We start from the raw sequence: 17,229 nt of genomic DNA on the forward strand, positions 1-17,229 counted from the left end.
CGACTCTCGCCGATCTTGCACTTTGTGTCGCCCGGATGTCGCTTTTGCGGGCATTAGTCGGCACAGAAAGTGCAAGATCGGCGCGCTGGGGGGTTAGGCGAGGGCGGCCCGGATGGTGGCTCTGATGTACTCGGGGCGGCGGTAGAGGTCACGGTCGGTGAAGTAGCGCATACGCCAGCCGGCTGCGTCCAGCCACTTGACCCGTTCCCGGTCGCAGCGGAGGCGATCGCCGTCCAGGTGCGACCGTCCGTCGTACTCAATGCCGACCCGCCGCTCCCGGTACCCAAGATCGAGCCGATAGAGCCGAATGCCGAAGCCGTCGGTGACCCACAGTTGCGGCTCGGGCAGCGGAAGCCCTCCGTCGATCAGGACAAGTCGCAGTTGGCTCTCCTGCCGACATTCGGCTCGACCGTCCGCCAACGGTATGAGCTGACGTGCCTGCCGTACCCCGCGTAACGCATCGTGAGCAGAGACCTCCGCCAGCAGGTCATCCTGGCTCACCATGCCCGATCGAAGCGCCGCGTCGAGCACCGGCAGGGCGTCGAGCCGCCGAACGGCGCGTGCCAGATCGACGGCGCAGCGGGCTGCGGGGACACAGGGCAGACCCCTGACCAGGACCGGTCGAACGGGTAGCACCGTCCGGTGTACGACGACCCCGGGCAGGCGCGGCTTCGGCACCGTGGCGGGCAACTGGACATGTACCAGGTCCTCCCGCAGGAGGCCGAAGCCGTGTCTGCGAGCAGCACTCTGCCTCGCCAGCATGGCCCCGTCGGGAAGTCGCAGCATCAGCGCACGCAGTTCGTCATCCTCATCGCAGGGCTGGTCGGCATAGACGCCCCTTCGGACTCGAAGCAGTTCCTCGCGATCGAGCCGCGTACGGATTCGTCCGATGGTGAGGTCCCGCACCAACGCATCCGTACGCCACAACTGATTAGCCATACCCAGCAGGCTGGCCACCCGAGACCCTCAACGAAGCCCCAGCCGTCCCACCTGTGGAAAACAATCCGACCTGTGGAAAACCCCCAAACCACCCCTCCCGGTGCTACCCCCACCCCTCCCGCCCCCTCCTTCCCACCCCCTCCCGCCGATCTTGCACTTTCTGTCGAAGAAATGCCCGATAGGGGCGCAATGCGACGACAGAAAGTGCAAGATCGGCGCGGGGCGCGGGGCGCGGGGCGCGGGGCGCGGGGCTCGGGCTAGGGGTGGGGTTAGTCGCAGCCGTAGCCGTCGTTGTCGCGGTCCAGGTCGTAGATGTCGTCGCCGATGACCTTCACGACTCCGCTGACATAGGCGGGGCCGTTTCCCGAGCCGCCAGCGCAGTCGACGTCGCTGGCGATCGGGACGCAGGGGCTGTAGTTCGGGTCGCAGTTCGACTTCTTCTTGGTGCCGACGGCTACTACTTCGGTCACCGGCTGCTTCGTCACGGCGGACTTGACCAGCTTCTTGCCGGTCTGCACGCCGTCGGTCGTGGTCACCTGGTAAGTCAGCGTTCGTACGCCATCGACGCCCCTGGTGCGGACGACCCGCTTGCCCTCAGCCAGTGACGCGTCCTTGACCGTGCGCTCGCCGTGCCGGATGGCGGCGCGCTCCGTCACGGTCGTCACCCGCACCACAGGCGAGGGTGCGGCACTGGAGGGCGCGACGCTGGAGGGGGCCGGTGCGGCCGAGGTCGCCGAGGAGGCGGCATCCGGTGACTGGGCCTGGGCGGCCGCGTCCTGCGTCGGTTCGGCAGGGGCCGCCACGATGGGTCGCTGGGGCTCCTCGGCAGCAGTGCCGGTGCGCTTGGGATCCGGCTCGCCGGTCAGCGCACCGACGATGGCGGTGCCGGCACAGCAGATCAGCAGGACCGAGAGCATCACCGACCCGAGGATCACCGCGGCACGGTGGGCCGGGCTGGCGCGGCGGAACCAGTTCGGGGCGGCGGGTGGCTGAGGTCCGGGGCCGTACGGCGGTGGATGCGGAGGCCCGGGTGGTGGTTGCATCGTCACGCCGAAAAGTGTCGTCGCAACCACTGTCCGCAATATCCACCGTCGCGTCGATTGCCTGCGCCGTTCGCCTGGTGACGATCGGTCGGTGAGCGCGACCTGCACCGCCCACCGCGTCGGTTGGGCGACGAGTCGGCCGGCCGACTGACCGTTGGGCCCGGCAGGCCGGGGCCGATAGTGCGGCCCGGCCGGCCCTGAAATACCCGCGAAACGGACACATCCCACGAGCTTCTGAACACCTCCCACAAGGACGCCACCGTCCGACGTGGACCTGTCGGGTTGCCGTCACCCTCGGGTCGTGGTCGGCGACCACGATCGTCTCGAAGAAGGAGCGTCGGGCGGCGATGGCTACGGCGGCGGAGCCGACGCCACCGGCGCCGACGAGCAGGACACGCATCAGGAATCAAACCCCGAGCCAAGACGATCGAGAGTACGGAGCCACAGGTCACGCCGGCCCGCACGCGCATCGGCGCGGGCCGTCGACCGGCGGGTGAGATTGATGCCGACCGCGCGGACGGGTCCGGCGGCCCGTCGGAGGTGATCCGGTAGTAGTGGAACTGGTTGCCAGTGTCGGCCAGCCCCTGCCGGTTGCGCCAGCCGATCGCGTCGCGCTGCGCCGGGCGGAGTGGCTCGGTCATCAGCACGTGGTCGTAGACGGGCACCACGTACGCGCGCAGCCGGCGCAGCAACGGCGGAAACGCGTTGGTGGCCAGCACGACCCGGCGGGCGCGCACCTCGTCGGCGTCGAGCAGCCGCACCCGGTGGCCGTACCGGCGGGCCAGGGAGGCTCATGACGGCGGCCCCGTCGGACGGTCCGCATCCGGGGCGGTCATGACGAGCGACGCGTCTGCGGCACCGGGCCGGCCAGCAGCGCGGCGCGGCGAGCACGCCTCCCGCGCAGCGAGCTGAGCCCGACCAGCAGCAGCGCGATCGCGAACATCGCGGTGCCGATGACGTTGACCTGCGGCGGGATGCCCCGCTGGGCGGCGCCCCAGACGTACATGGGGAAGGTGACGGTCGTGCCGGCGTTGAAGTTCGTGATGATGAAGTCGTCGAAGCTCAACGAGAACGCCAGCAGCGCGGCGGCCACGATGCCGGGCAGCACCAGCGGCAGCGTGATCCGCCGGAAGGTCTGCCACTCGTTGGCGTAGAGGTCCATGGCGGCCTCCTCCAGCCGCCGGTCCATTCCGGCGAGCCGCGCCTTGACCGTGACCACCACGAACGACACGCAGAACATCACGTGCGCGATGACGATGGTCCAGAAGCCCTGCGGCGCCCCGGCCGAGACGAACAGGGCCAGCAACGACGCGCCCATCACCAGCTCCGGGGTGGCCATCGGCAGGAAGATCAGCACGTTGACGCCGGACCGGCCGTGGAAGCGGTGCCGGACCAGCGCGAACGCCATCAGGGTGCCGAGCACGGTGGCGACCACCGTGGCGATGAACCCGATCTGCACGCTGCGGACGACCGCGTCGCACATGTCGGAGGTGGCGCACGGCTGTCGCCAGTTGTCCAGGGTGAACTCGTTGAAGTCGTACGACAGGCGGCTCGACGGGCGGTTGAACGACAGCCCGGCCACCACCAGGATCGGCAGCGCCAGGTAGCCCAGCACCAGCAGCGCCACGATCATCACCCAGCGGTCGGCCAGCCAGCGGGACACTCTCACCGGGGCCTGCTTTCATTCGCGACTGCGGGGCTCCGCTGCGCTGCACTCCTCGCGCTCATCAGAGAACCTCCTCCGTGCCCGCCCGGCGCAGGTAGCCGAAGACCACCGCGAGGATCGCCGCCATCAGCAGGAACGACAGCGCGGCGCCCTGCGGGTAGTCCAGCCGGACCAGGAACGCCGAGTCGATGACGTTGCCGATCATGTATTCGTTCGGGGTGCCGAGCAGTTCGGCGTTGATGTAGTCGCCGCTGGCCGGGATGAAGAACAGCAGCGTGCCGGCGACCAGCCCGGGCATGGACAACGGCAGGGTCACCCGGCGGAACGTCTGGACGCCGCTCGCGTACAGGTCGCTCGCCGCCTCCAACAGCCGGGGATCCAGCCGCTCCAGGCTCGCGTACAGCGGCAGCACCAGAAACGGCAGGAAGTTGTACGTCAGGCCCAGCACCACCGCGAACGGCGTGGCCAGCAGCCGGCCGTCCGGGGCGAGCAGGTGCACGTCGCGCAGCAGACCGACCAGCGCACCGTTGTCCGACAGGATCGTCTTCCAGGCCAGCGTGCGGACCAGGAAACTGGTGAACATCGGCGCGACCACGCACACCAGCAGCAGGTTCTTCCACCGGCCGGCCTTCTGTGCGCTGGCGTACGCCAGCGGGTAGCCGAGCAGCAGCGCCAGCACCAGGGCCAGTCCGGCGTAGCCGAACGAGCGCAGCAGCTGCGGCCAGTACGCCTGCACGACGTCCGGATAGTTGCCGAACGCCCACGTCATCGCGTACCCGGTGGAGAGCGAGCCGCTGGGGTCGTACAGGCTCGCGGCGGCGAGTTGCAGCAGCGGCACGCCGAAGAACACCAGCAGCCAGACCACGCCGGGCAGCAGCAACAGGTACGGCAGGAGCCGGTGCCGCCCGGACCGGGCGGCCGGTGGTGGGGGCGGCAGCTGCCCCGGTTTGCTGGGGGCCAGGAGGGTCATGACGACGTGCCCACCGGCTCGTCGAGCACCGGCGTGGCCCGGTCGGTGTCGGCGGCGTCGCGGGGGAGCAGGAAAGCGTGGCGCGGATCCCAGTACGCCACCGCCTCGCTGCCCACCGGCACCCGCGCCTTTGCGCCGTTGTTCGCCGCGAAGACCGACAGCTCGGTGCCCCAACCGGTGCGCAGCAGGTACTGCGTGCTGACCCCCACGTAGGAGGCGTCGGTGACCACACCGGTGACCAGTTGGTGTCCTTGGGGGACCTGGTCGGCGGAGCCGACCAGATGCAGCTTCTCCGGGCGTACCCCCAGGTGGACCGGACCCCGGTCGGCGCGCGACCGGCCGGCGGGCACGGAGAAGCGCGCGCCGTGCGCCGTCACCGCGACCTCGCCGCCGCTCGTGCCGGCGGCCTCGCCGGCGAGCAGGTTGGACTGGCCGAGGAAGTTCGCCACGAACGCGGTGGCCGGGAACTCGTAGAGGTCGGCCGGGGCGCCCTGCTGCTCGATGCGGCCGGCGTTCATCACCGCGACGGTGTCGGCCATGGTCATGGCCTCCTCCTGGTCGTGGGTGACGTGCACGAAGGTGATGCCGACCTCGGTCTGGATGCGCTTCAGCTCGATCTGCATCTGCCGGCGCAGCTTCAGGTCGAGCGCGCCCAGCGGCTCGTCGAGCAGCAGCACCTGCGGCTGGTTGATCAGAGCGCGGGCCAGCGCGACCCGCTGCTGCTGGCCACCGGAGAGCTGGGCCGGGCGGCGCGGGCCGAAGCCGTCGAGCTGCACCAGCGACAGCATCCGCCGGACCTGGTCGTCGACCGAGCGGATGCCGCGCCGCCGCAGCCCGAAGGCCACGTTCTCGAAGATGGTGAGGTGCGGAAAGAGCGCGTAGCTCTGGAAGACCGTGTTGACCGGCCGCTTGTACGGCCGCAGCCGGGCGATGTCGGTGTCGCCGAGCAGCACCTGGCCGCTGGTCGGCTCCTCCAGCCCGGCGATCATGCGCAGGGTGGTGGTCTTGCCGCAGCCGGACGCGCCGAGCAGCGCGAAGAACGAGCCCTGGCCGATCGTCAGGCTGAGGTCGTCGACGGCGGTGAAGATGCCGAACCGCTTGGTGAGGTCGGCCAGGCGCAGGTCGCCGGCGGGTGTCTCGCGCGCCATCGGAGTCACGCCCCGATGACCTGCTGGAACTTGCCCTCGTACTCCTTCTCCTGCTTTTCGTTCAGGGCCATGAAGACCGTGGACTTCGCCAGCAGCGCGTCGTCGGGGAAGATCAGCGGGTTGGCGGCCAGCTCCGGGTCGATCTTCTCCATCTCGGCCTGGGCGCCCTTGACCGGGCAGATGTAGTTGACGTACGCGGCGAGCTTCGCCGCGACCGCCGGCTCGTAGTAGTAGTTGATCAGCGCTTCGGCGTTGCCCTTGTGGGTGGCCTTGTTCGGGACCATCACGTTGTCGCTGTAGAGCATCGCGCCGGAGTCCGGCGCGACGAACTGCACCTTTTCGTTCTCACTGGAAAGCTGGATGATGTCCCCGGACCAGCCGATGCACGCGGCGATGTCGCCCTTGGCCAGGTCGGGTGCGTAGTCGTTGCCGGTGAACTTGCGGACCTGCCCGGAGTCGACGGCCTTCTTGAGCTTGTTGAGCGCGTCGTCGAACTGGGCGGCGGTGAAGTTCGACGGGTCGTGCCCGTTCGAGCCGAGCAGCAGGCCCATGGTGTCGCGCATCTCGCTGAGCGCCGTCACCTTGCCCTTGAGGTCGGGGCGGGTCAGCAGCTCGTCGACGGTCCGCAGCTCCTTGGTGACGCTGCCGTTGAACGCCAACCCGGCCAGGCCGGACTGCCACGGGATTGAGATCCGGTTCTCGGTGTCGAACGAGCGGTTGAGCAGCGACGGCAACAGGTTCGCCTGGACGTTCGGGATCTTCGCCGCGTCGAGCTTCTGGATCCAGCCGAGCGGGATCATCCGCACGGCCATCCAGTCGGTCAGCACGATGATGTCCCGGTCGGTGCTCTGGCAGGCGGCCAACTGGTTCTGCACCTTGCCGAAGAACTCGTTGTTGTCGTTGATGTCCTCGGTGTAGGTGACCTGGATGCCGGTCTTCGCGATGAACTCGTCCAGGCTCGGCCGCTTCGACCTGTCCTTCTCGTCGACGTCCAGGTACTGCGGCCAGTTGGAGAAGGCCAGCTTCTTCTCGGTGCCGGACAGGTCCTCGCTGACGCAGCCGGCCTCGGTCTGCTGGGCGCCCTTGATGCCGCAGCCGGCGAGGCTGCCGCCCGCAGCGAGCAGGGCGGCCGAGCCGAGAGTGCCGGTGAGCAGTCCACGCCGGGAGAGGGGCCGGAGGGGAGTACGCATGACGACTCCTAGGGGGTCATCGTCGGCGGGCGGGACGGGGCAGGCGCGCGCCGGCAGGAATGTCGGGAGAGCCAAGTGCCAGGGACGACTGATCTTGACATGAGAGATCCTCCCTCACAAGGGATTCCGTTGCGGGGTTAGCGATGCACGACGAAATACGCCAGACTGCACGGGGAACGCGCACGACATCACGATCCGGGACATGGGGAGCGCACGATGACGAACCGGCGGCACGAGGGCGGCAACGGCGGTCGACGCGTCGCCGTACGCGAAGGTGCCAATCACGCTCTGCTGGACGACGTGGCCAAGCAGATCGTCGAACAGCTCCAGGAGGACGGCCGACGACCGTACGCGACGATCGGCAAGGCGGTCGGCCTGTCCGAGGCGGCGGTCCGCCAGCGGGTCCAGCGGCTCCTCGACTCGGGCGTCATGCAGATCGTCGCGGTGACAGATCCACTCCAGCTCGGCTTTCCCCGCCAGGCGATGATCGGGCTGCGCACCGACGGCGACCTGGAGGCGGTGGCCGACCGGCTGGCCGAGCTGGACGAGGTCGACTACGTGGTCATCACCGCCGGGTCGTTCGACCTGCTCACCGAGGTGGTCTGCCGCAACGACGACCACCTGCTGGAGATCCTGCAACGGCTGCGCGCCGTGCCCGGCGTGCTCGCCACCGAGGCGTTCGTGTACCTCAAGCTGCGCAAGCAGACCTACACCTGGCGTACGGCCTGACGCAGCGCTCGCCGGTGCTCACCGGCGCTTGATCGACTCGGCGCTTGATCGACTCGGCTTTCAGGAAGTCGGGGTGTCCGTGCGGTCCTGATACCCCGACTTCCGTGATCCCGAGTGGATCAGCGGCCTGTTGCGCCGACCGCGCCCACCGCGCCGACGAACGACGCCCAGGCGGCCGGCGCGAAGGTCAGGGTGCCGCCGTCGCGGTCCTTGCTGTCGCGCACCAGCACCCGACCGGGCAGATTGTCGGCCACCTCGACACAGTCCCCGCCGTTGTTGCTACTGCGGGTCGCGGTACGCCAGCGCGCGTCGGTCATGTCCATGTCGTGGCCACTTCCCTGATCAGCTCGATCGACTGACGTCGGGGCAGCGCCTCACCGGTGACGCTCTCCCACCTGCGTCCCAGGTTAGCGACGTCGAGAGGATCGGTCACGATCTGACCGCGAAGCTGGTTGTCGAGATACGCCAATTCGGTCCCGTCGGGCAGCCGGCCCAGCACGAAGGGGCCGGCCAACCCGGTGTGCCACGGGTTCTCGGCGGGGATGACCCGGACCTGCACGTGCTCGCACTCCGCCGCCGAGGCGAGGTGCCGGAGCTGCCCGGCCATCACCGAGCCGTCGCCGACCGGCCGGCGGAGCACCACCTCGTCGAGCACCGCGACGAGCTGGGGTGGGGCGTCGCGGCGAAGGACCGCCTGGCGGTCGATGCGGCTCGCCACGATCTGGTCCACTTCGGAGGGCGGGACCAGCCCGCCGGTGTTCAGGATCGCCCGTGCGTACTCCTCGGTCTGGAGCAGGCCCGGCACGAGCAGCGGCTGATACGACCGCAGCGAAACGGCGTCCTGCTCCAGCTCGGCCCACGGCCGGAACCAGGCAGCACCGCCCCGCATGGGGCATGCTGCGCCGCCCCGCTCGATGCGGAGCGCCGCCCCGCTCGGTGCACGCTGCGCCGCACGATAGCCACGCTGAGTGTCGATGCCCCCCGCCTACCGGCGTGTTGCGGTCGGACGTGTTGGCGTGCGTCCAGGACGCCCCCGACCGCCCCAAGGCGTCCCACCAGCGTCCCGACCCACCTCGCACCGGCCCTGCGGTTGATCCACTCGACTTCGCCGAAATCGCGGTATCAACCACGCCCCGATACCGCGACATCGGCGAACCGGAGTGGATCAACCGTGCGGCGCGGGCGAACGCCGGCGCGGGGTCAGGCGCGTGCCCCACATCTGGGGCAGCTCGACAGGGCCGGCACCCCCATACCGGCGGGCCACGCGGTGATGCGAAATCCGTTGCCGAAACTGCAACCAGTCGCTGGTTCCGTCGCAGTCGGCCCGTCACGCCACTGATACCACTTGCCTCCAGCAGATCCTCCGCACGGTGCTGACCGAAGCGTGGTCGCGGCTCTGACCATGCGCTACGAGGACCTGTCGTACTGGCTGTCCACCCTGGGCGAGCCGCTGACCCCTCGGCCCGCGCTGCCCGGCGACACGGACACCGACGTTCGGCACCGCCACGCTCGCCCGCACCGGCCCGCAGCTCACCCGGGCCCGGGCCGCCGTGGACGAGGCCCGCGCGTTCGGCTTCGGCTGGGCGAGCCGTTCGGAGTGCTGGGGCCGGACATCCCGGGCAGTGACCGCCCCTCGACTCGACCGGGTTGATCATGAAGTTGTTGCGCCTCGCCGCGGCGTGTCGCGGCAACAACTTCATGATCGCCGGCTTGCGCCGGGTGGGGGTTTAGTGGTTAGGGGGGATTACCCGGAGGTGACCTCGGCGGCCCGTCTGGTGGGGGCCTTCCGGGTGGGCCTGGTCGGGCTCCGGGGGGCGGGGGGCCGGGCGGGCGGCCTCGCGGACCGCCTCGGCCAGCGCCACCAGGTCGTCCGTGGTGGGCGGGGGCGGCTCGAACTCGCCCTCGTGCCGCACCACGTCCCAGCCTCGCGGAGCGGTGAGGCTGCGGGCGTGCTGCTCACACAGGTCGTACGTGTGCGGCTCGGCGAACGCCGCCAACGGGCCCACCACGGCGGTCGACTCGTTGTAGACATAGGTCAATGTGGCGACCGCTTGCCGGGGGCAGCCGTTACGGGAGCAGCGCCGTGGTGACCTCACGGCGGCAGGGTATCTCCATTACCGGGTCCGGCGCATCGCTTCGCGTTGCGACACGCCCGTCGCGGTGATCACAATTCCCGGTTCGGGTCGCGCCGCGCCAGAGGAGTGCCGCTGCCGCTGGCCCGCCCGGCACGGGGACTACCCTTTGCCTCATGACGAGCCCGGAACACCGCCGCCCCGGCCCCGGCCGGCGTGCGCACCGCGACCGGCACGGGCGTGGCCTGCGCGGGCGTCTGGTGCCGGCGACCGTGCCGTTGGCGCGAACCAAGGCCGAGGTGTTCGACGACCTGGTGCTGGACACCGTCGAGACGTTGGAGCGGCGCTTCGCCAAGGAGCTGGCCGGTGTCGAGTTCGCCGTCGAGGACGTCCCACCGGACCTGAACGTCTACGACTCCGACGTGCTGGAGGACGGCGAGGTGCCGCTGGCCCGGCTGCTGCCCGGCCGCCCCGGACGCCAGGAGGTGCCGCCGCGCATCGTGTTGTACCGGCGACCGCTGGAGTTCCGTGCCATGGACCGCGAGGATCTCGCCGACCTCGTCCACGACGTGATCATTGAACAGGTGGCGAACCTGCTCGGTGTCGACCCGGACGAGCTGGCCTGAGCCGTACGCGCCAGCGAAACGCCCGCCCGTACGACGGCTGAGCCGGGCGGCCCCCACCGCCCCGACCCTGCACCGCTCAGGCGGCCCGCCGCTTCAACTTGCGCCGCTCCCGCTCGGAGAGCCCACCCCAGATGCCGAACCGCTCGTCGTGGCCGAGAGCGTATTCGAGGCATTCGGTCTTGACCTCGCAGCGCGAGCAGATTCGCTTCGCCTCGCGGGTCGAGCCGCCCTTCTCGGGAAAGAACGCCTCGGGGTCGGTCTGCGAGCACAAGGCCCGCTCCTGCCACTCCGGCGCGTTTCCGAGCAGGTCGGCCACCTCAAGCTGGCCGTCCATCAAATGCCTCCTTGTCGCGCACCGGCGTCATCGCCGCTGCAACCCCCCACGCGAAAGGCGTGCTTGTCCGTCCGGTCCCTTTTGTTGCGTTCCGTGCGAACAACCCCATTCAAATTACACGCGTGTAATACGTGCGCCGTCAAGCGAAACTTGATAATGGAGTCGCCCTCCCGACACCCCTGGCCGGCCACCAGGACCGTCCCAGCCTCGCAACCTGCCCTATCGATTCAGACCCCGGCCGAGTAACGCCCTCTCCGGCGAGTTGCCCGACTTTTCTGTCGTGGCGCTCCCCCCGGCGGGGCCACCGCCGGGAGACCGCCAGCCCCTCTCGCAAAGCTGATCTTGGTGGGGGACAGGTTAACGCGGCGCGGCGCAGACCGCCCGTCGAGCCGTGGACAGCACTCGCACCCCGTCCACCATGTGGACGGGGTGCGAGTGAAAAATGGCGCTCCGAGGTCAGCCTGCGGCCCCAAAACCGCTGCTGGGCCACACGAACTCGGCTATCCCTCCACCGTGGACAGAAACGATGCCGGCGGACGTGTCCTCGTCCCACCAGACGGTATACATCCCGGCGGGAAGATCGGGATAGACCGCACTGTGGAACGACCCGTCCCGCACCCGGCGCTCCCGTACCGCCGAATGGACGCGCCGATCATCGCCGCGGCTGATCTCGATCTCCCGGCCGTGCAGATCCCGACCGGTGTAGACGATCAGGGCGCCGGTGTCACCACCCAGTTCGAGGACGACACTCCCCGTCTCCGACGGCCCGTACGTGTGCTCGTGCATCCGCTGCTCCCTCGGATCGAAGATCAGGACGACGCCGGCGGGTTGTTGAACCCGTCGTACGGCGTACCGAGGTAGGGGAAGCCCGCGAGGAACGGGGCCGTCACGTCGGCGGCGCTCAACCCCGGGGTGACCGCGGCGGCCGCCGCGTCCGGGCGGAACGTCTTGTCGACCAGCGGGACGGTCACCCCGGCGATCGCCCGCAGCGCGATGCTGACCACGTCGTCGCCGACCCGCCGCCCGTTGGGGAAGCCGGCCAGGTCGCCGCCGAGCACCCCGAACCGGTCCGGCCGACGGGTCGGCGGGATCGCCGTGTTCAGCCGCAGCATGTCGGCCTGCACGTCGCCGGTGGCGTTGGTGAAGCCGTCGATCAGCCCGGCCGGTACGCCGGTGAGCAGGATCGCCACCAGGTCGGCACGGGCCTTCTTCGACTTGTTGAGCTTGTCCAGGTTGGGAAAGACGTCCGGGTAGAGGGCCGGCAGCAGCGCGGCCAACTCGGGCCGCTCGACGAACTGCGCGAACCGCTTGTCCTCCGACGGTGGCAGCGAGTTCCACAGGTCCTTCTTGGACATCGGCACGATGACCTCGTTGAACAGCGGATTGCCCAGCCGGGAGACCTGGGTGAACGGGCCGGTGGAGGTGTCCTGCGCGACCCGGTCGCCGAGCACCCGGACCTGCCGGCGCGACGCCGATGTCCACACCCCGAGCACCGACGCCGGGTCGGCCGCGCCGTACCGGCTGGCGCGGCGGCGCACCTGCTTCAGCGGCACCTGCACGGCGAGGCTGTGCACGTTCATCCGGTCGGTGGCGTTGACCGGCTCCCCCTCGGCCTTGAAGATCTTCTTCCCGGCGACGTGCAGCTGCTGGAACGGCCGCAACGTGCCCAGGTCGAAGATCGCCCCCAGGTCGACGAAGAAGCCGTCCGCACGCTGGCCGGCGAAGACCCGCTCTCCCGTCGACAGGGTGTAGGTGGCCTGCCGGACGAGGTCGGCGTACTTCGGGGTGGACAGCGGGCCGACGTTGCACGGCGGGCAGGGCAACTTGTGCGCGAGCCGATGCTCCCGGCCGTCGGTCACCCGGGTCAGGCTGTAGAACTGCCGGCGGTTCCAGTTCCTGCTGTCAAGCGACTCGATCGGCCCGGTGTTGTAAAGGAAGCTGTTCGGGTTGGTGATCTCGGTGGTGAACTCGAACCGGTAGGTGACGTCGGGCTGGCCGTCACCGTCGTTGTCGATGTGGATCTCGTAGCGCACGTCGTCGCCGAACTCGAAGAAGTTCGGCCCTCCGGACGGGAGCTGCAAGGGCACGTAGTTGGCGATCAACGTGACCGTGTCGGGCTTGTCGGGGCTGACGAACGCGTAAAGGTCGGAGCTGTCGGCGACCGGATCCTTGGCTATCTCCGGGGCCTCGCGGTGGGAAGACATGGCGGACCAACCTCACTGGGCGGGGACTGATGGCGGGGCGGAGCGTGCGGGTCAGCGCCGGGCTGCGCGCCGCAGTCGGTCCGCCAGGCCGCGATCGCGTACCTCGATCCGGGATTCGCCGACGAAGACGTCCATCGTTCCGGACGCGGCGTCGCGCAGGTGCACGACGATCGGCTCGTCGGCCCGACCCGCCGCGCCCGGCGCGTTCTGGGCGGCCGACAGGCCCGGCACGGTGAGCGCGGCGGCGCCGAGGGTGGCGCTGGCCGCGGCGGTCAACGTCTGCCGGCGGGTCAGTCGCGGCCACTGCCGCTTCCGCTGATCACTGGTCATGGGCAACCTTTCCGGCGGCGGCGCGTACGCGCCCGCGGTGACGGACGGGTCCGGTGCCGTCGAGGTGACGCCGCCGGGCCCCTGAGGGAACACCGGCGGCGGTCCTCGCCGCGACCGCCGCCGGCACCGCTTGGTACGGCCGACGGCGGGAAAAGGTTCGACCTCAGCGCGGAGCGTGACCGTACGCAGTCGATCGCTTGCGCGCAGGCCGACCGGCGGCCTTCGCGATGGCCCGCAACTGCTCCTCGGTACGCGCCGACCCATTGTCGGAGCCGGCCATCCGGGAGATGGTCTCCTCCATCAGGGTGCCGCCCAGGTCGTTGCAGCCACCCTGGAGCATCGCCACGGTGCCTTCGTCGCCGAGCTTCACCCAGGAACACTGGATGTTGTCGATCCGGCCGTGCAGCAGCAGCCGCGACATGGCGTGCACCACCCGGTTCTCCCGCCAGGTCGGCCCCGGGCGGGCGATGCCGGCCAGGTAGATCGGCGCGTTGGTGTGCACGAACGGCAGCGCCACGAACTCGGTGAACCCGCCGGTGCGGTCCTGCACGCCAGCCAGCACCCGGAAGTGCGCCAGCCACTGCCCCGGGTGGTCGACGTGGCCGTACATCATCGTGGAGCTGGACCGGATGCCCAGCTCGTGGGCCGTGCTGACCACCTCGACCCAGGCGGCGGCCGGCAGTTTGCCCTTGGTGAGCACCCAGCGCACGTCGTCGTCGAGGATCTCGGCGGCGGTGCCCGGGATGGTATCCAGCCCTGCCTCGCGGAGCTGGGTCAGCCAGTCGCGGACCGGCACGCCCGCCTTCGCGGCGGCGGTGACGATCTCCATCGGGGAGAACGCGTGCACGTGCATCTCCGGCACCCGGGCCTTGATCGCGCGCACGATGTCGGCGTACCCGGTGACCGGCATCTTCGGGTCGATGCCGCCCTGGAGGCACACCTCGCTGGCGCCGGCCGCCCACGCCTGCGCGGCCCGGTCGGCGACCTGGTCGACGGAGAGCCGGTACGCGTCGGCGTCCCGCTCACGCTGGGCGAACGCACAGAACCGGCAGCCCACGTAGCAGACGTTGCTGAAGTTGATGTTGCGGTTGACCACGTAGGTGACGTCGTCGCCGACCGCGTCGCGGCGCACGTCGTCGGCGAGCCGGCACAGCTCGTCCAGCGCCGGCCCGTCCGCGCCGAACAGCGCCAGCGCCGCGTCGGTGTGCCGGGGATCGAGCAACGCCGCCGGGTCGTCGGCCGCCAGCCGCAGCCCGGCCGCCACGGCACGGTCCGCGTCACTGCCGGTCGACGCCGGGGGTACGCCCGCTCGCCGCGCCGTCGCCTCGGGGGTGACCTTGCCGGCGACCTCGGACCAGTCGCCGTAGACGCTGTCGAAGTCGCCGCGCCGGTCGTCGGTGCGGCCGGTGGTGTCGATGGTGGCGTGCAGGTCGGTACGCCCGCCGAACGTCTCCTCCGGCTCCTGCCAGGGACGCCCCTGCGGGAGGGCCGACTCGACAGCCATGCCGGTCGCCGGGTCGGCGAGGGCGTTCACGTGCGGCAGCAGCCGTGGGTCGAGCCACGGGTCACCGGCGCGCACGTACTCCGGGTAGATGGTCAACCGCTCCCGCAGCGTGAACCCGGCCAGCTCGGTGTGCCGGGCCAACTCCTCGATCTGCGGCCACGGCCGTTCCGGGTTGACGTGGTCGGGGGTGAGCGGGGAGACGCCACCCCAGTCGTCGATGCCGGCGCGCAGCAGCAGGTCGTACTCGCCGGCGATGAGGTTCGGCGGGGCCTGGATGCGGGCCTTCGGGCCGAGCAGCAGTCGGGCCACCGCCACCGTGGCGGCCAGGTCGTGCAGTTCCGCGTCGGGCATGCCCCGCATCGCCGTGTCCGGCTTGGCGCGGAAGTTCTGCACGATCACCTCCTGGAGGTGGCCGTACTCGCGGTGCGCGCGGCGGATCGCGAACAGCGCGTCCACCCGCTCGGCCGGGGTCTCCCCGATGCCGATGAGGATGCCGGTGGTGAACGGCACCCCGACCCGCCCCGCGTCGTCGAGCACCCGCAGCCGGACCGCGGGCTCCTTGTCCGGCGAGCCGTAGTGCGGGCCGCCCGGCTCGGACCACAGGCGGGTGGCGGTGGTCTCCAGCATCATGCCCATGCTCGGGGCGACCGGCTTGAGCCGTTGCAGCTCCGACCAGGACAGCACGCCCGGGTTGAGGTGCGGCAGCAGGCCCGTCTCCTCCAGCACGGCCACCGCGCAGGCACGCAGGTAGTCCAGAGTGGAGTCGTAGCCGCGCTCGTCGAGCCAACTCCGGGCCGCCGGCCAGCGCTCCTCCGGCCGGTCACCGAGGGTGAACAGGGCCTCCTTGCAGCCCTGGGCGGCACCGGCCCGCGCGATGTCGAGCACCTCGTCGCGGTCCAGGAACGGTGCCGGCAGCCGGTGCGGCACGGTGGCGAACGTGCAGTAGTGGCAGCGGTCCCGGCAGAGCCGGGTCAGCGGGATGAAGACCTTCTTCGAGTACGTGACCACGCCCGGCCGCCCGGCGTCACGCAGCCCGGCGTCGCGGATCCCGCCAGCGGTCCGGAGCAGCTCGTCGAGCGCGTCGCCACGGGCGGCGAGCAGCGCGGTCGCCTCGTCGACGTCCAGCGCGCGCCCGGTCGCGGCCCGGCCCAGGGCCCGCCGCACACTCGCCTCGCTCGGACCGGAGTGGGTGCGATCAACCATCCACTCAGCCTATGCGCAGCGCGAGCCCGACCCACCAGACCCAGCCCGCACCGTGGGAAACCGCACCCCATGATCGCTTGATGCGTCGGTGGAGGGGCGGGGCGGGCATCCACCTGCGGCTCCTTTGCTCTGCTTCAACCTACGCAACACCGCGCGTCCGATATCCGGACGCCGGGCGTTGCCTCGGTTGAAGCAGAGCAAAGGAGGACCCGAACATCACCAGCCCGGAGGTGCTGGCGGCTCAGCGGGGCTGGCCGGGGTGCCCGCCCGGGTTGATGTGTTGGGTGCGGTCGGCGTCGGGGTCGGCCGGGCGCGGGATGGCCTGGGTGGGGTCGGCGGAGGCCGGCTCGGCGGACTGGCGCGGGATCGTCTGCGTCGGGTCGGCCGACGGCGGCTGCCCGAACGGCGGCGCGGGCGGCGCCGACTGCGGGGCGGGGTTGGCCGGCGGCGCTGACTGCGGGAACGGCGGTGCCGACTGCGGAGCGGCCTGGAACGGCGGCGCGGACTGCGGGTGCGGCGGCGCGGACTGCGGGGCCTGGAACGGCGGCGACGGCTGGCCGTACTGGCCGGGGAACTGCGCCGGCGGGTAACCGCCCGGCTGGCCGGCCTGCGGGTATCCGCCCGGCTGGCCGGGAGCGGGCCATCCGCCCTGCGGCTGACCGCCGGGCTGACCCGGAGCCGGCCAACCGCCCTGCTGCTGCGGCCAACCCGGCTGCGGCTGGCCGTAGACGCCCGGCTGCGGCTTCGGCTTGGGCACGTAGTAGAACGCCCGCCAGATGGTGAAGACCACCCAGGCGGCCACCGCGAAGATCACCAGCCAGGCGAACCGGGTGAGGAGGCCGAGCAGCGCGTCGAGGATCTCGGCCTCGACGAGGCGGCCCACCGTCCAGATCAGCAGGGTGAGCGTGCCGAGCAGTGCGCTGACCGCGTACTCACCAAGCGCCACCTGCGTGATCAGCTTCGCCTTCGGCAGGACCGGCGCGACGTGAGTCGCCAGCAGGACGGCCAGCAGCGGCAGCGCCACAGTCGTCACCCCGACGAACGAGGAGAACTGATCGCCCGCTCGGTCGGTGAAATCGCGGTAGTCGTTCGGGGTGAGCAGCCGGAGCAGCCCCACGAAGAGAAACACGGCGTTGGCGCCGAGCAGGGCGAGCGCACCCAGTTCGCGCAGTGGCTTGGTCAGCTGGCGGGCCTGCGTCGCGTCGGCGGACGCGGGCTCGGCGGGGCTGGTCACGAGCTCCCCCTCGGGGCGTGAACGGACAGGGCGCACG

At 70.6% G+C, this 17,229-nt stretch carries 17 protein-coding genes and 1 pseudogene; 2 read left to right on the top strand and 16 right to left on the bottom strand.

Annotation, left to right across the window (positions count from 1 at the left end; genetic code table 11):
* Window positions 1–93: 93 nt before the first annotated feature.
* The 7 genes and pseudogenes from OG505_RS21870 to OG505_RS21900 form a co-directional block, all read right to left on the bottom strand.
* The gene (locus tag OG505_RS21870) at window positions 94–957 is read right to left on the bottom strand and encodes a hypothetical protein (RefSeq protein WP_405427091.1); all 864 of its coding nucleotides are present in this window, start codon (window positions 955–957) and stop codon (window positions 94–96) included.
* Window positions 958–1,208: 251 nt separating this feature from the next.
* Window positions 1,209–1,982, bottom strand: a complete 774-nt coding sequence (locus OG505_RS21875; protein ID WP_405434632.1) for a G5 domain-containing protein — start codon at window positions 1,980–1,982, stop codon at window positions 1,209–1,211.
* A gap of 399 nt (window positions 1,983–2,381) precedes the next feature.
* A pseudogene (locus OG505_RS21880) lies at window positions 2,382–2,719 on the bottom strand (FAD-dependent oxidoreductase); the annotation flags it as partial.
* A 95-nt stretch (window positions 2,720–2,814) separates the two neighbouring features.
* Window positions 2,815–3,651 carry an ABC transporter permease gene (locus OG505_RS21885; protein ID WP_405427093.1) on the bottom strand — a complete coding sequence of 279 codons (837 nt, stop codon included), beginning with the start codon at window positions 3,649–3,651 and terminating at the stop codon, window positions 2,815–2,817.
* A 58-nt stretch (window positions 3,652–3,709) separates the two neighbouring features.
* A complete protein-coding gene (locus OG505_RS21890; protein ID WP_405427095.1) occupies window positions 3,710–4,618 on the bottom strand; it encodes an ABC transporter permease in 909 nt (302 codons plus the stop codon).
* Window positions 4,615–5,766, bottom strand: coding sequence for an ABC transporter ATP-binding protein (locus OG505_RS21895; RefSeq protein WP_405427096.1), 1,152 nt, complete (start codon window positions 5,764–5,766; stop codon window positions 4,615–4,617). Before OG505_RS21895 ends, OG505_RS21890 begins: the two co-directional genes overlap by 4 nt.
* Before the next feature lie 5 nt (window positions 5,767–5,771).
* Window positions 5,772–6,956 carry an extracellular solute-binding protein gene (locus tag OG505_RS21900; RefSeq protein WP_405427098.1) on the bottom strand — a complete coding sequence of 395 codons (1,185 nt, stop codon included), beginning with the start codon at window positions 6,954–6,956 and terminating at the stop codon, window positions 5,772–5,774.
* A gap of 216 nt (window positions 6,957–7,172) precedes the next feature.
* On the opposite strand from OG505_RS21900, the gene OG505_RS21905 reads away from it, so the two are divergent.
* Window positions 7,173–7,685 (top strand): Lrp/AsnC family transcriptional regulator, encoded by a 513-nt coding sequence (locus OG505_RS21905; RefSeq protein WP_405427100.1) that lies wholly within the window; start codon window positions 7,173–7,175, stop codon window positions 7,683–7,685.
* A gap of 119 nt (window positions 7,686–7,804) precedes the next feature.
* Here the strand turns inward: OG505_RS21905 and OG505_RS21910 are convergent, their stop codons facing one another.
* The 3 genes from OG505_RS21910 to OG505_RS21920 all read right to left on the bottom strand — a co-directional run bounded on the left by OG505_RS21910 (window position 7,805) and on the right by OG505_RS21920 (window position 9,781).
* Window positions 7,805–8,008: a DUF397 domain-containing protein gene (locus OG505_RS21910; RefSeq protein WP_405427102.1), complete on the bottom strand. Its 204-nt coding sequence runs from the start codon at window positions 8,006–8,008 to the stop codon at window positions 7,805–7,807.
* On the bottom strand, window positions 7,999–8,574 hold the full coding sequence (locus tag OG505_RS21915) for a DUF5753 domain-containing protein (protein ID WP_405427103.1): 576 nt from the start codon (window positions 8,572–8,574) through the stop codon (window positions 7,999–8,001). The genes OG505_RS21910 and OG505_RS21915 overlap by 10 nt, the downstream gene beginning before the upstream one ends.
* Window positions 8,575–9,412: 838 nt before the next feature.
* Complete coding sequence (locus OG505_RS21920; RefSeq protein WP_234587740.1) at window positions 9,413–9,781, bottom strand: DUF3499 domain-containing protein; 369 nt, start codon at window positions 9,779–9,781, stop codon at window positions 9,413–9,415.
* Between the two features lie 152 nt (window positions 9,782–9,933).
* Between OG505_RS21920 and OG505_RS21925 the strand changes: the two genes are divergently transcribed.
* On the top strand, window positions 9,934–10,383 hold the full coding sequence (locus OG505_RS21925; protein WP_007455785.1) for a metallopeptidase family protein: 450 nt from the start codon (window positions 9,934–9,936) through the stop codon (window positions 10,381–10,383).
* Window positions 10,384–10,459: 76 nt separating this feature from the next.
* On the opposite strand, the gene OG505_RS21930 is transcribed toward OG505_RS21925, so the two are convergent.
* The 6 genes from OG505_RS21930 to OG505_RS21955 form a co-directional block, all read right to left on the bottom strand.
* Window positions 10,460–10,717 (bottom strand): WhiB family transcriptional regulator, encoded by a 258-nt coding sequence (locus OG505_RS21930; protein WP_007455784.1) that lies wholly within the window; start codon window positions 10,715–10,717, stop codon window positions 10,460–10,462.
* 456 nt (window positions 10,718–11,173) lie between these two features.
* Window positions 11,174–11,503: a phospholipase gene (locus OG505_RS21935; protein WP_405427108.1), complete on the bottom strand. Its 330-nt coding sequence runs from the start codon at window positions 11,501–11,503 to the stop codon at window positions 11,174–11,176.
* Between the two features lie 23 nt (window positions 11,504–11,526).
* Window positions 11,527–12,921: a DUF4331 domain-containing protein gene (locus OG505_RS21940; RefSeq protein WP_405427110.1), complete on the bottom strand. Its 1,395-nt coding sequence runs from the start codon at window positions 12,919–12,921 to the stop codon at window positions 11,527–11,529.
* A gap of 51 nt (window positions 12,922–12,972) precedes the next feature.
* On the bottom strand, window positions 12,973–13,251 hold the full coding sequence (locus tag OG505_RS21945) for a hypothetical protein (protein ID WP_234587743.1): 279 nt from the start codon (window positions 13,249–13,251) through the stop codon (window positions 12,973–12,975).
* Window positions 13,252–13,414: 163 nt separating this feature from the next.
* Entirely contained in the window at window positions 13,415–15,958 is a 2,544-nt protein-coding gene (locus OG505_RS21950) for a bifunctional FO biosynthesis protein CofGH (protein WP_405427112.1), read from the bottom strand.
* Window positions 15,959–16,199: 241 nt separating this feature from the next.
* A complete protein-coding gene (locus tag OG505_RS21955) occupies window positions 16,200–17,192 on the bottom strand; it encodes a hypothetical protein (protein WP_405427114.1) in 993 nt (330 codons plus the stop codon).
* Between the last annotated feature and the right edge of the window lie 37 nt (window positions 17,193–17,229).

This window comes from Micromonospora sp. NBC_00617 (genome assembly GCF_045161355.1).
Taxonomy (GTDB): Bacteria; Actinomycetota; Actinomycetes; order Mycobacteriales; family Micromonosporaceae; genus Micromonospora.

Excerpts from the sequence above, each read along its gene's own strand:
- OG505_RS21875 (WP_405434632.1), bottom strand. The coding sequence starts at position 1,982 with ATGCAACCACCACCCGGGCCTCCGCATCCACCGCCGTACGGCCCCGGA.
- OG505_RS21890 (WP_405427095.1), bottom strand. The coding sequence starts at position 4,618 with ATGACCCTCCTGGCCCCCAGCAAACCGGGGCAGCTGCCGCCCCCACCA.
- OG505_RS21895 (WP_405427096.1), bottom strand. The coding sequence starts at position 5,766 with ATGGCGCGCGAGACACCCGCCGGCGACCTGCGCCTGGCCGACCTCACC.
- OG505_RS21900 (WP_405427098.1), bottom strand. The coding sequence starts at position 6,956 with ATGCGTACTCCCCTCCGGCCCCTCTCCCGGCGTGGACTGCTCACCGGC.
- OG505_RS21905 (WP_405427100.1), top strand. The coding sequence starts at position 7,173 with ATGACGAACCGGCGGCACGAGGGCGGCAACGGCGGTCGACGCGTCGCC.
- OG505_RS21910 (WP_405427102.1), bottom strand. The coding sequence starts at position 8,008 with ATGGACATGACCGACGCGCGCTGGCGTACCGCGACCCGCAGTAGCAAC.
- OG505_RS21915 (WP_405427103.1), bottom strand. The coding sequence starts at position 8,574 with ATGCGGGGCGGTGCTGCCTGGTTCCGGCCGTGGGCCGAGCTGGAGCAG.
- OG505_RS21925 (WP_007455785.1), top strand. The coding sequence starts at position 9,934 with ATGACGAGCCCGGAACACCGCCGCCCCGGCCCCGGCCGGCGTGCGCAC.
- OG505_RS21930 (WP_007455784.1), bottom strand. The coding sequence starts at position 10,717 with ATGGACGGCCAGCTTGAGGTGGCCGACCTGCTCGGAAACGCGCCGGAG.
- OG505_RS21935 (WP_405427108.1), bottom strand. The coding sequence starts at position 11,503 with ATGCACGAGCACACGTACGGGCCGTCGGAGACGGGGAGTGTCGTCCTC.
- OG505_RS21940 (WP_405427110.1), bottom strand. The coding sequence starts at position 12,921 with ATGTCTTCCCACCGCGAGGCCCCGGAGATAGCCAAGGATCCGGTCGCC.
- OG505_RS21945 (WP_234587743.1), bottom strand. The coding sequence starts at position 13,251 with ATGACCAGTGATCAGCGGAAGCGGCAGTGGCCGCGACTGACCCGCCGG.
- OG505_RS21950 (WP_405427112.1), bottom strand. The coding sequence starts at position 15,958 with ATGGTTGATCGCACCCACTCCGGTCCGAGCGAGGCGAGTGTGCGGCGG.